The 12,498-nt window shown below is 70.4% G+C and carries 11 protein-coding genes and 1 rRNA gene; 3 read left to right on the top strand and 9 right to left on the bottom strand.

Translation table 11 applies throughout. The features are described from left to right. Positions 1-209: ribosomal RNA gene (locus tag BLS95_RS43465) — 16S ribosomal RNA — on the bottom strand; the annotation flags it as partial. A 913-nt stretch (positions 210-1,122) separates the two neighbouring features. On the opposite strand from BLS95_RS43465, the gene BLS95_RS43455 reads away from it, so the two are divergent. Both BLS95_RS43455 and BLS95_RS43450 read left to right on the top strand, forming a co-directional pair. Further along, positions 1,123-1,638, top strand: a complete 516-nt coding sequence (locus tag BLS95_RS43455; protein ID WP_090945453.1) for a hypothetical protein — start codon at positions 1,123-1,125, stop codon at positions 1,636-1,638. Between the two features lie 400 nt (positions 1,639-2,038). Beyond that, positions 2,039-3,418, top strand: coding sequence for a glycosyltransferase family 39 protein (locus BLS95_RS43450; RefSeq protein ID WP_090945452.1), 1,380 nt, complete (start codon positions 2,039-2,041; stop codon positions 3,416-3,418). Between the two features lie 190 nt (positions 3,419-3,608). Here BLS95_RS43450 and tyrS read toward each other — a convergent pair whose 3' ends face one another. Beyond that, the gene (tyrS, locus tag BLS95_RS43445; RefSeq protein WP_090945451.1) at positions 3,609-4,874 is read right to left on the bottom strand and encodes a tyrosine--tRNA ligase; all 1,266 of its coding nucleotides are present in this window, start codon (positions 4,872-4,874) and stop codon (positions 3,609-3,611) included. 149 nt (positions 4,875-5,023) lie between these two features. Between tyrS and BLS95_RS43440 the strand changes: the two genes are divergently transcribed. After that, positions 5,024-5,425 (top strand): PH domain-containing protein, encoded by a 402-nt coding sequence (locus BLS95_RS43440; RefSeq protein ID WP_090945450.1) that lies wholly within the window; start codon positions 5,024-5,026, stop codon positions 5,423-5,425. On the opposite strand, the gene BLS95_RS43435 is transcribed toward BLS95_RS43440, so the two are convergent. The 7 genes from BLS95_RS43435 to argJ all read right to left on the bottom strand — a co-directional run bounded on the left by BLS95_RS43435 (position 5,365) and on the right by argJ (position 12,455). Next, positions 5,365-6,258 (bottom strand): DNA-3-methyladenine glycosylase, encoded by an 894-nt coding sequence (locus BLS95_RS43435; protein WP_090945449.1) that lies wholly within the window; start codon positions 6,256-6,258, stop codon positions 5,365-5,367. The two genes, BLS95_RS43440 and BLS95_RS43435, sit on opposite strands and share 61 nt — an antisense overlap. Further along, entirely contained in the window at positions 6,240-7,661 is a 1,422-nt protein-coding gene (gene argH, locus BLS95_RS43430; protein WP_090945448.1) for an argininosuccinate lyase, read from the bottom strand. Before argH ends, BLS95_RS43435 begins: the two co-directional genes overlap by 19 nt. Positions 7,662-7,826: 165 nt before the next feature. Next, complete coding sequence (locus BLS95_RS43425) at positions 7,827-8,339, bottom strand: arginine repressor (RefSeq protein ID WP_090945447.1); 513 nt, start codon at positions 8,337-8,339, stop codon at positions 7,827-7,829. After that, entirely contained in the window at positions 8,340-9,272 is a 933-nt protein-coding gene (gene argF, locus BLS95_RS43420; RefSeq protein ID WP_090945446.1) for an ornithine carbamoyltransferase, read from the bottom strand. After that, positions 9,269-10,435 (bottom strand): acetylornithine transaminase, encoded by a 1,167-nt coding sequence (locus BLS95_RS43415; protein WP_090945445.1) that lies wholly within the window; start codon positions 10,433-10,435, stop codon positions 9,269-9,271. The genes argF and BLS95_RS43415 overlap by 4 nt, the downstream gene beginning before the upstream one ends. Continuing rightward, positions 10,435-11,307 carry an acetylglutamate kinase gene (gene argB, locus BLS95_RS43410; RefSeq protein WP_090945444.1) on the bottom strand — a complete coding sequence of 291 codons (873 nt, stop codon included), beginning with the start codon at positions 11,305-11,307 and terminating at the stop codon, positions 10,435-10,437. Before argB ends, BLS95_RS43415 begins: the two co-directional genes overlap by 1 nt. After that, entirely contained in the window at positions 11,304-12,455 is a 1,152-nt protein-coding gene (argJ, locus tag BLS95_RS43405) for a bifunctional glutamate N-acetyltransferase/amino-acid acetyltransferase ArgJ (protein WP_090945443.1), read from the bottom strand. Before argJ ends, argB begins: the two co-directional genes overlap by 4 nt. Positions 12,456-12,498: the final 43 nt, after the last annotated feature.

Genomic DNA, 12,498 nt, shown 5'->3' with positions numbered 1-12,498 from the left:
AAATCTTTCCACCGTCACCCGATGCCGGAGACGGTCATATCCGGTATTAGACCCGGTTTCCCAGGCTTATCCCAGAGTCAGGGGCAGGTTGCTCACGTGTTACTCACCCGTTCGCCGCTCGAGTACCCCGAAGGGCCTTTCCGCTCGACTTGCATGTGTTAAGCACGCCGCCAGCGTTCGTCCTGAGCCAGGATCAAACTCTCCAAACAATGTCTGGAGGGATGAAAATCCCAACCTCAAAAAGGAATCCGTCAAAAATGACGGGGTCATACATGTGTCATACATGCACTGGCTTTTAACACACTGTTGAGTTCTCAAGAAACGGACGCGTACACCCTAGTCAGAATCCGTAGATCCTTACTCGGAGGCGTATTTGTCAGCTCCGTAACCTTATCAATTTGCCGTTCTTGCGTCAAATCCGGAGATTTGCCACAAGCTGGCCAAACTGACTAGGATTGTGCACCCCGTTCCGGGGCAACCCTCACAACTTACCGTGACATCCGGGGCTTGTCGAATCAACCGATTTTCCGGTGGCTTCGGCATGCTCCGAGATGACTCAGGCGGAAGCACGCCGAAGCGGCTCTGCCGAGTGGCTCGTCATCTCAAGGGGCTCACCCCTGGGCCCGTCCGCCTGACCGGCGTCCGGCTCACTCCCGGGGCGAAGTGAAAGATTAGGTCGCGATCCACGACACGTCAAATCGCCTCGCCAGGGCCGCGCGGAGCAGGGATCCCCGGCCTCATCGGCAAATGCGAACGAATGCCGCCACACTCAGAGGAGTCACGCCAGATCATCTCGGAACGTACCTGATCAGGCGTCTGGCATTCTCTGTCGACATCCCCCAGGGCCGTGCCGTTGTCGATGGATCAGCGACATGCGCTCGGCGGCGTGGGTCTGAGGATCGTTACCAAGCCGACATCTGCGATCCGGCTGACCCACACGGAGGTGAGCGAGCTTGGGTACGGCGGCCATGCTCGAGGTGAAGAACCACTGTGGTTAGCGATGCTGATGGGGGTGGGGGTAACGCCGGTTCCCCAAGTGCTGTGGCGCGAGCGGGTGGCGCTCCCAGACGGTCCTTCGCTGCCCGACCAGACGATCTTTCGCTGCCCGACCAGCGGTACCAGGTGGCCGCCGGGCTGGGGGGCGGCGCGGCGGCAGGGCTGATCGACAGGGTGGAGCACTTTGCGCGCACGGCGGCATGCGACGCCATCAGCTCGGACGCGCGGGAACTGGCCGAGACGGGACACGACGTGGTCGAGGTCGCCCTTGACCTGGGAGCGATCGGCTCGGGTCGGATGACGTTGCCCGACGACCTAGCCGCGGTGCTGAGCAGGCACCAATACCGGCAGCAAGCACCACTTCCTGCACGGCCCGGAAGGCGGCTCTGCCGCGAGGCGCTGGTGGAGGCGGCACGCGACGCGGGCCTGACGGTGCACAGCCACGACTTCAAAGTCCTCCGCGACACCATCTCCCGGATGCTCGGCCCGGACGCGATCGACCGGGTGGACGCACTTGCGGAGTACAGGTCGACCCACCGTGGACCGCGACCACAAGGACGCGACTCTCGCGGCTCTGCTGGGGTGCTCAACGCCAGCGCGACTCGATCCGCAGGCCCGTCTCCCGATGCAACGACGTTGTGAACCGGCGCGCGCAATTCTGCTGGGATGAGGCGCAAGGCCCTGCAAGTACGCCTCCCCTTTGACCGCAAAGCCGGTGAAGTGAGTCGCACGTCCACACACGTGAGTCGCACGGGCAGTGACGTGAAAGCACCTACGGCCCTGCGGTTGGAGCGTGCGGCGGTGGGTGGGCGGAGGCGCTCGCACTGTCGGAGCGTGTTAGGTGAAGGTGCCTGAGGAGCGGGTGCCGGCATCGTTCCGTATGGGGGTGCAACACCACCCATGCACCCGCACGGCAACCTCACAAGCCGGAACGCCATGCTCCAGCCCATATGCCGCGTATCCTGCCCCGGTGACCACTGCCGCCACACTGGCACCCCCAACGCGCCCAGCAGCACGTCTCCGCACGTCAACCCCCTGGTGGATGGGGTTGCTGGCCGGTGCGGCGGCGTTCACCGGAACGGGCTCCGCCACCCTGAACGGCGATGAGCTGGCGACCATCAGCGCCGCCTCCCGTTCACTGGCCGGAATGTGGGAGCTGGCCCGGCACATCGACGGTCACTTCCTCCCGTACTACCTCTTCATGCACTTCTGGATGAAGCTGGGCACGGCCGAGTTGTGGTTGCGGCTGCCGTCAGCGGTGGCGATCGGCGTGGCGGCCTGGTTCCTGGTGGATCTGGGGAGGCGGCTGCACAGTGTGCGGGCCGGGGTGATCGCCGCGGGTGTCTTCGCGATCCTGCCGTCGGTGTCGTATTACGGGGCTTTCGCCCGGTCTTATGCCTTTGCCGCCGCCGCGGTCGTGTTCTCGTTCTGGGCGTTGCACCGCGCGATCGAGCGCCCGGAGGGCCGGCGCTGGGTGGTCTACGGGGTGGCGGTCGCGCTCGTGTGCTCGACGCACCTGTTCGCGGTGCTCGTGCTTCCCGCTCAGCTGCTGCTGGCACGCCGGGCGTGGCTGGTGCGCATGTTCGCGGCGCTCGCGGTGGGCTGCGTACCGGCCGCGGTGCTGGGACTGGTCGGGTACGGGGAACGGCACGCGATCAGCTGGATCCCTCAGCGGGGGCCGGAGGTCTGGCTGAAGTTCCCCAAGATGGCGGCGGGGGCCACCGGGCTCGGGGTGGTGCTGTTCGCCATCGCGCTGGCGGGGGTGGCGCTGTTGTGGACGGCGTCGCGCAGGACACCGGGCAGGGTGTGGGGGCTGGTGTTGGCGGGGTGGCTGGTGTTGCCTCCGGTGCTGCTGCTCGCCGTGTCCTTGCTGGTGACGCCGGTCTATGTGGATCGTTACCTGTTCGTGACGGCGCCGGCGCTGGCTCTGCTGGCAGGGGTGGCCGTGGCGAGCCTGCCCCGGTTCCAGATCGTGGCGGGGGTGGCGGTCGTGGTGCTCGGGTGCGCGCTGGCGTTCCCGGAGCACGTGGAGATACGCGAGGAGAACGGTCGCTTCGAGAACATCCCGTGGGCGTTGCGCGTGGTCAAGGCCGAACCCGACGACGCGATCGTGTACGGGCAGAGCCAGCTGCGCTCCGGGTTCGAGTACTACGCGGACTCCTTGATGCCCGTCGATGTCCTCAAATCGGGTGACGTGCCCGAGCCGGATGGGTTCGGTTACCCGGAGCGGCAGGATGTCTCCGCGGCGCTGAAGGGACGGGAACGGGTCTGGGTGGTCTGGCGCGGGACGAAGCAGTCGGGGCTGGAGGGCGACGGGTTACCGCGGGTCGCCGCGGTGGAGCAGGCCGGGTTCGAGCTCAGCTCGGCCAAGCACTCCGGGGACCTGCCGGGCCTGACGGTGGCGCTCTTCACCCGCCCGTGACCGGGACACCCACCCGTAACCACCCGCCCGTGAACCACCAGACCGTGACCACCCGACCTCACCCGCCCGTGACCGGGGGCACACGCCCGTGACCACCCGGCCGTGACCACCCAACGACTAAGCCCTGGTCAGGCCGGCAGAAGCGGGCCTCCCGTAACCCCGGAAAGGCCCGCCCCGCAAGGCAGGCCGGTCAGCCGACCTCGACCCCGCCGATCGACTTCTTGCCGCGCCGCAGCACCATGAACCGCCCAGCCAGCAGGTCATCAGCGGTCGGCACGTACGCCTCGTCGGTGATCTTGACGTTGTTGAGGTACGCGCCGCCCTCCTTCACCGCCCGCCTGGCCGCCGACTTCGACTCCACCAGCCCGCTGTCGGCCAGTAGGTCGACGAACGGCGTGCCCAGCGCGGGCACGGTGGCCTTGGGCACCTCGGCGAGCGCGGCCGCCAGCGTGGCGGGCGGCAGCTCCTCCAGGGTTCCCTGCCCGAACAGGGCCTTCGACGCCGCCACGACCGCGTCCAGTTCGGCCTTGCCGTGCAACAGTTCGGTGAGCTCCTCGGCCAGCGCGCGCTGCGCCTCCCGGGCGAAGGGCCGCTCGGCGACGGCCTTCTCCATCTCCTCGATCTCCTCGCGGCTCCGGAACGTGAACACCTTGAGGTAGTGGACCACGTCGCGGTCGTCGGTGTTGAGGAAGTACTGGTAGAAGGCGTACGGCGAGGTCATCTCCGGGTCGAGCCAGAGGGAGCCGCCCGCGGACTTGCCGAACTTGGTGCCGTCCGCCTTCATGATCAGCGGCAGCGTGAGCGCGTGGACGTGCGCGCCCTCGATGCGGCGGACCAGGTCGGCGCCGGCGGTGATGTTGCCCCACTGGTCGCTGCCGCCGATCTGCAGCGTGCAGTTGTAGCGCCGGAACAGCTCCAGGTAGTCGTAGGCCTGCAGGATCTGGTAGCTGAACTCGGTGTAGCTCAGCCCCTCCCCCGCCAGCCGGGCGGAGACCGCCTCCCTGGACAGCATGCGGTTGACGGGGAAGTGCTTGCCGATGTCGCGCAGGAAGCCGATGGCGGACAGTTCGCCGGTCCAGTCAAGGTTGCTGACCATGAGCGCCGGGTCGGGCTCGGCGTCGAAGTCCAGGAAGCGCCCGACCTGGCCGCGCAGGCGCTCCACCCAGCCGGCGACGACCTCGCTGGAGTTGAGCGAGCGCTCGGTGTTGCGCCCGCTCGGGTCGCCGATCAAGCCGGTGGCACCGCCGACCAGGCCGATCGGGCGGTGCCCGGCCAGCTGGAAGCGGCGCAGCGTGAGCAGTGGCACGAAGTGACCGACATGCAGTGACGGCGCGGTCGGGTCGAAACCGCAATAGAGCGTGATCGGCCCCTTGGCCATGGACGCGCGCAGCGCGTCGATGTCGGTGGATTGGGCGATCAGGCCTCGCCACGCGAGGTCGTCAAGGATGTCGGTCACGATGATCTGGCTTCCCTGGGTCGGAATGACGGTGCTCCTGAGGCCGGGACGACATGTGGTGCGGACGTCGTCCCGACGGTGTGTCCAGCCTGCCCGATCGGTGCGCATGCGCGCCACTTGGAACGTCCGGTTGGATACCCTCAGTGTCCATGTGGAGGGTCCGTCGCGAGCTGGCCGTTTTCAAGATCTTAGGGGCTCTGGCATGTGCCGGGCTCGGCATTTACTGGTGGTTCGAGGGGGACACCCGCGGGGTGATCCTTGCCGTGCCCGCCGTCGTGCTGGTCGGCGCGATGGGGCTGCGGGACGTCCTGGCCCCGGTACGCCTGGCCGCCGACGAGAGCGGCATCACTGTGGTGCACGGGTTCGCGAGCCGGCGGCACGTGCCGTGGGACGCGATCTGGGACATCAAGGTCGACGTACGCAGGAGGTGGGGGCTGCGCAGCGAGATGCTGGAGATCGACACCGGCGACAACCTGCACATCTTCAGCCCTCACGACCTGGGCACCTCGCCGACGGAGGTGGCCGCGGCGTTGCGGCGGCGCGGCACGTGAGCCCGGTACGGCGAGACGGTCGGGTCGCCGTCGATCCAGAACCGCCACGGCGTCTCCCTGGCCGTCGACACCCCGGTGCGGGGGCCTGACCTGATCAGGGCGGCGTCCACCGGACAGCCTTCCAGCAGGACGGCCGAGCCGTGCGGCACTCCGGTCAGCCGGCGGTCGGGGGCGAACGGCCCCGACGGGCCGCCGGGCGGCACCGGGGCGGCCTCGCCGATCGCGTCCAGGCCGTTGTGCTCGCGCAGCAGGCCCAGCGCGACGGCGAGCCTGGCGGGCCCGCGGGCGAGGTCCCGGTCCGCGAGCGGCTTGCGCTTCGCGGACGGCTCACCGTCCCCAGCCTGCTTGCGCTTCGCGGACGGCTCGCCGTCCCCGCCCTGCTTGCGGTCCGCGGGCGGCTCGCCGTCCCCGGCGTGCTCGGGATTCGCGGGCGGCTCGCCGTTCACGGACGGCCTGCGGCCGGAGCGCCGCGCGCGGGCCTGCTCGACGCCAGCCACCACCTCGCCCGCCCGCAGCAGCACGGCGGAGCCGAAGCCCTCGGGCAGGCACACCAGGTTCGCGCAGAAGTGCATGCCGTAGGTGAAGTACACGTACAGGTGGCCCGGCGGGCCGAACATGACCGCGTTGCGCGGCGTCCTGCCCCGGTAGGTGTGGGCGGCCGGGTCCTCGCCGGGGCCGCCGTACGCCTCGACTTCGGTCAGGCGTACGGCGACCAGGCCATCCGCGCTGCCGTGCACGAGCACGCGCCCGAGCAGGTCGGGCGCCACCTCGTGCGACGGCCGGTCGAAGAAGCTCCGCGGCAGCGCGGCGGAGCTCAGCTCCCCGCAGCCCATGCCGCCTGCGCGTCGACCGTCTCCCGCAGGGCGGCGAGCTGGTCGCGTACGCGGTCGGGTGCGGTGCCGCCGTAGGCCTTGCGCGCGGCCAGGGCGCCCGGCACGCTGAGCACGTCACGGACGTCGGGGGTCAGGTGCGGCGAGACCTTGACCAGCTCGTCGTCGGCGAGCTCGCCCAGGTCCTTGTCGTTGACCTGGCACCACACGACGAGGTGGCCGACGGCCTCGTGCGCCTCGCGGAACGGCACCCCGCGCCGGACGAGCAGCTCGGCCAGGTCGGTGGCGAGCGCGAAGCCGTCGGGCGCCGACGCCTCCAGCCGGGCCGTGTTGACCCGCATGGTGGCGACCAGGCCGGCCATCGCGGGCAGGACCAGCAGCAGCGTGTCGACCGCGTCGAACACCGGCTCCTTGTCCTCCTGCAGGTCGCGGTTGTAGGTCAGCGGCAGGCCCTTGAGCGTGGTCAGCAGCGACATCAGGTTGCCGATCAGCCGCCCGGCCTTGCCCCGGGCCAGCTCGGCCACGTCGGGGTTCTTCTTCTGCGGCATGATCGACGAGCCGGTGGAGTAGGCGTCGTCCATCTCGATCCAGCGGAACTCCTGCGAGGCCCACAGGACGATCTCCTCGCCCAGCCGCGACAGGTGCACGCCGATCATGGCCGCGTCGAACAGGAACTCCGCCGCGAAGTCGCGGTCGGCGACGGCGTCCATCGAGTTGGGCGCGGCGGCCGCGAAGCCGAGCTCCTCGGCCACGGCCTGCGGGTCGAGCGGCAGCGAGGACCCGGCCAGGGCGCCCGAGCCGAGCGGCGAGATCGCGGCGCGCTTGTCCCAGTCGGTGAGCCGGTCGATGTCGCGGGTGAAGGCGTGCACGTGCGCCAGCAGCTGGTGGCCGAACGAGACCGGCTGGGCGTGCTGCAGGTGCGTCATGCCGGGCGCGGCGGTCTCGGCGTGCTGCTCGGCCTGGGCCATCAGCGCCGTCTCCAGCTCGACCAGGCGCGAGACGACCGTGCGGGCGTGGTCGCGCAGGTAGAGGCGCAGGTCGGTGGCGATCTGGTCGTTGCGGCTGCGCCCGGCGCGGAGCTTGCCGCCCAGCGAGCCGAGCCGCTCCAGCAGGCCGCGCTCCAGCGCGGTGTGCACGTCCTCGTCGGCGACCGTCGGCCGGAACTGGCCCTCCTTGCAGGCGCGCTCCAGGTCGTCGAGCGCGCCGATCATACGCCCGAGCTCCTCCTCGGTCAGCAGCCCCGCCCTGTGCAGCACCCGGGCGTGCGCCCTCGACGCCGCCAGGTCGTACGGCACGAGCCGCCAGTCGAAGTGCACGCTCACCGACAGCCGGGTCAGCGCGTCGGCCGGGCCACCCTCGAAACGCCCGCCCCACAGCCGCATCGGCTTGCCATCACTCACCGTCATCTCCTTCGTGTCCCTTTTCCATGGTCGCGCCCGCTTCGGTGCTCGCCGGCATCGTGCCCTGCCTGTCCCCCGGTGCTTTGTGCGCCCCGGCGCGACCATAGTGCATCCGGCCCAGGTTGGCGTTCCTGGCCACGGCGATCTTCGCGGAAAGTGCGGAAGGCGGCGCTAGCTTCGCTTGTCGGCCACCCGCAGCAGCGCCTCCGCGACGGCCGGCCCGCCCGCCGGGTCGCGGCTGATGACGAGGATCGTGTCGTCGCCCGCCACCGTGCCGAGGATCGACTCCCAGTCGGCGTGGTCGATGGCCGAGGCCAGGAACTGCGCGGCGCCCGGCGGGGTCCGTACGATGACCAGGTTGGCCGACGCCTCGGCCCCGACCAGCAGTTCCTCCGCGATGCGGTGCAGCCGGGCGGCCGGCGACTCGCCGGTGCCGGTGCCCACCCGGGTGAGCGGGATCCGGCCGCCGCCCTCTCCCGGGAGCGCGTACACCAGCGAGCCGTCGTCGGCCCGCAGCTTGAGCGCGCCCAACTCGTCCAGGTCGCGTGAGAGCGTGGCCTGGGTGACCTCGACACCGCTCTCGGCGAGCAGTTTGGCCAGCTCGGGCTGGGAGCGTACGGCCTTCCGCTGCAGCAGGTCGGTGATCTTCGCCTGCCGCGCGGCCTTGGTCATCGGGATCGTCATCTAGTGGGTCACCAACCAGTGCAGCAGCGCCTTCTGCGCGTGCAGCCGGTTTTCCGCCTGGTCCCAGACCACGCTTCGCGGACCTTCGAGAACCTCTTCGGTGATCTCGTATCCGCGGTAGGCCGGCAGGCAGTGCAGCACGATCGCGTCGGGCGCGGCGTTCTTCAGCAGCTCCGCGTTGACCTGGTACGGCATGAGCGCGGCCACCCGCTGCTCCTTGCCCTCCTGGCCCATCGACACCCACGTGTCGGTGGCGATCACGTGGGCGCCCTGGACGGCGGCGGCCGGGTCGGACAGCGCGATCACCGAGCCGCCTGCCTTGGCCGCGATGGCGGCGGCCTGGTCGAGCACGACCGCGTCCGGCTGGTAGCCGGCCGGGGCGCCGATGCGCACGTGCATGCCCGCCGTGGCGCCGCCGAGCAGGTAGGAGTGGGCCATGTTGTTGGCGCCGTCGCCCACGAAGGCGAGCGTCACCCCGGCGGTCCCGCCCAGCCGCTCCCTGACGGTCTGCAGGTCGGCGAGGATCTGGCAGGGGTGGAACTCGTCGGTGAGCGCGTTGACGACCGGGACGCGCGAGTGCGCGGCCATCTCGTCGATGAGCTCCTGGCCGGTCGTGCGCCAGACGATGGCGGCGACCTGGCGGTCCAGCACCCTGGCCAGGTCGGCGGTGGGCTCGCCCCGGCCCATCAGGACCGAGAGGTTGTCCACCACCAGCGGCAGGCCGCCCAGCTCGCCGATGCCGGTGTGGAAGGAGATCCGGGTGCGGGCCGAGGGCTTGTCGAACAGCACCGCGACCGTCTTCGGGCCCTTGAACGGCTGGTAGCCGAAGCGGTCGCGCTTCATCGCGGCGGCGAGCTCCAGGACCTCCGCCTGCTCGGCGGGCGTCAGGTCGTCATCCCGCAGGAAGTGCCTGACCGCGGCGGGATTGCTCACTTCGATGCCTCTTCCAGGATCCGCGGGAACGCCGTCACGAACGCGTCCACCTCGCCGGCCGTCACGATCAGCGGCGGCGCCAGGCGTACGGCGTCCGGCTGGAGGGCGTTGACCAGGAAACCGGCGTCCGCGGCGGCCCGCTGCACCTCGGCCGAGCGGGGCTCGGTCAGCACCGTGGCCAGCCACAGGCCGCGCCCGCGCACCCCCTTCAGCAGCGGGTGACCGATGGCCTCCAGGCCACCCCGCAGCCGCGCGGAGACCGACTTGACGTGGTCGAGGTCGAGGTTGTCCAGCACGGCCAGGGCGGCGGCGCACGAGACCGGGTTGCCGCCGAACGTCGAGCCGTGGTCGCCCTTCTCGAACAGCGTGCCCGCGTCGCCGAACCCGACGCACGCGCCGATCGGCAACCCCCCGCCCAGCCCCTTGGCCAGGGTCAGGATGTCGGGCGTGACGCCGTCTGCCTGGTGGGCGAACCAGTGGCCGGTACGGCCGATGGCGGCCTGGATCTCGTCGGCCACCAGCAGCGCCCCGGTCGAGTCGCAGATCTCGCGGGCCGCCTCGAAGTAGCCCTCCGGCGGCGGGACCACGCCCGCCTCGCCCTGCGTGGGCTCCAGGAACACCGCGATGCAGTCGCCGGTCACGGCCTCCTTGAGCGCGTCGGCGTCGCCGTACGGGACGAAGCGCACGTCGATCGGGAACGGTCCGAACTGGTCGCGGATGGCCGGCTTGCCGGTCAGGGACAGGGCGCCGATGGTCCGGCCGTGGAAGCCGTTCTCGGCGGCCACGAAGTAGGAGCGGCCCTCGCGGCGGCCGTATTTGACGGCGAGCTTGTAGGCGGCCTCGTTGGCCTCGGTGCCGGAGTTGGCGAGGAAGACCTTGGCGGGGGCGTTCAGCAGGTCGAGGAGCTTCTCGGTGAGCAGCACCTCGGGCTCGTGCAGGAACAGGTTGCTGGTGTGCGCGATCGTGGAGACCTGCTTGGAGACGGCCTCGACCAGGGCCGGGTGGGCGTGGCCGAGCGAGCTGGTCGCGATGCCGGCGATGAAGTCGAGATATTCCTTGCCCGCCACGTCCCACACGCGGGAGCCCTCGCCTCGTGCCAGGGCGACCGGGGGGACGCCGTAGTTGGGCATGAAGGCCTTTTCGAACCTCTGAAACAGGTCCATCAGGGCATCACCATCGTTCCGATTCCCTCGTTCGTGAAGATTTCCAGCAGCAGTGAATGGGACACGCGGCCGTCGAGCACGTGGGCCTGCGGGACGCCGCCCCGCACGGCCGTCAGGCACGCCTCCATCTTGGGGACCATGCCGCTCGACAGCGTCGGCATCAGGGTCTCCAGCTCGTCGGCGCGGAGCTCGGGGATCACGTCGGTGTCGTCGGGCCAGTTGGCGTACAGGCCCTCGACGTCGGTCAGGACGATCAGCTTCTGCGCCTGGAGCGCCACGGCCAGGGCGGCGGCGGCCGTGTCGGCGTTGACGTTGTAGATCTCGCCGTCGTCGCCCCTGGCGACGCTGGAGACGACGGGGATGCGGCGGTCGTCGAGCAGGGCGTGCACCGCGCCGGGATCGACCTTGATGATCTCGCCGACCTGGCCGATGTCGACCGGCGCGCCGTCCACGATGGCGTGCTTGCGTACGGCCGTGAACAGGTGGGCGTCCTCCCCGGACATGCCGACCGCGAACGGGCCGTGCCGGTTGACCAGGCCGACGATGTCGCGGTTGACCTGGCCGACCAGGACCATCCTGACGACCTGCATGGCCTCGGGCGTGGTGACCCGCAGCCCGGCGGTGAACGTGGACTCGATGCCCAGCCGGTCGAGCGCGCTGCTGATCTGCGGGCCTCCGCCGTGCACGACCACCGGGCGCAGGCCCGCGTGGTGCAGGAAGACGACGTCCTCGGCGAAGCCCTCCTTGAGGGCCTCGTCGGTCATGGCGTTGCCGCCGTATTTGATCACGATGGTCGCGCCGTGGAAGCGGGTCAGCCAGGGCAGCGCCTCGATCAGCGCCTCCGCCTTGGAATGGGCGGTGGTGAGCCTCATGAGGAGTACGCCGAGTTCTCGTGGACGTAGGCGGCGGTCAGGTCCGTGGTGTGGACGGTCGCGGTGTACGGGCCCGCCGACAGGTCGATGGTGATCGTCACGTCCCTGGGGCGCATGTCCACCTTGTCGCGGTCGTCGCCGACCGCGCCGGCACGGCAGATCCAGATGCCGTTGATGGCGACGTTGAGCCGGTCGGGCTCGAAGACGGCGTCGGTGGTGCCGACGGCGGCCAGGACGCGGCCCCAGTTGGGGTCCTCGCCGTGGATGGCGCACTTGAGCAGGTTGGAACGCGACACCGTACGGCCGACCTTGACGGCGTCGTCCTCCGAGGCCGCGCCGACCACCTCGATGGCGATGGCCTTGGTGGCGCCCTCGGCGTCGACCAGGAGCTGCCTGGCCAGGTCGGCGCAGACCTCCGTGACCTTCTGCTCGAACTCCGCCAGGTCAGGCCGCACCCCGGAGGCGCCGCTGGCCAGCAGGAGCACGGTGTCGTTGGTGGACATGCAGCCGTCGGCGTCGAGCCGGTCGAACGTGGTGGCCGTGGCCCGGCGCAGCGTGGCGTCGAGCTCCTCGCTGGTCAGGTCGGCGTCGGTGGTGATCACGCAGAGCATGGTGGCCAGGGCGGGGGCGAGCATGCCGGCGCCCTTGGCCATGCCGCCCACCATGTAGCCGGAGGCCCGCCTGAAGGAGATCTTGGAGACGGTGTCGGTGGTGCGGATGGCGTCGGCGGCGGCCAGGCCACCGTCGCGGGAGAGCTGGGTGGCGGCGGTCTCGACGCCGGACAGCAGCGCGTCCATCGGCAGCCGCTCGCCGATCAGTCCGGTGGAGCAGACCGCGATCTCGCCCGCGGAGTCGGCCAGCACCGCGGCGGCCTTCTCGGCGGTGGCGTGGGTGTCCTGGAAGCCCTCGGGGCCGGTGCAGGCGTTGGCGCCGCCGGAGTTGAGCACCACCGCCCGCACCCGGCCACCCGCGAGGACCTGTCGCGACCAGAGCACGGGGGCGGCCTGCACGCGGTTGGCCGTGAAGACTCCCGCGGCGGCGCGGCTGGGCCCGTCGTTGACGACGAGGGCCAGGTCGCGGGCGCCGCCGGACTTGATCCCGGCCGCGACTCCCGCGGCACGGAAACCGAGCGGGGCGGTGACGCTCATGCCGCCTCCTTCGCCGTCCGCGGGGCTGCCGGGAACCCCTGCC

This window comes from Nonomuraea jiangxiensis, from assembly GCF_900099965.1.
Taxonomy (GTDB): Bacteria; Actinomycetota; Actinomycetes; order Streptosporangiales; family Streptosporangiaceae; genus Nonomuraea; species Nonomuraea jiangxiensis.
This window is presented reverse-complemented; position numbering and strand designations above follow the sequence as displayed.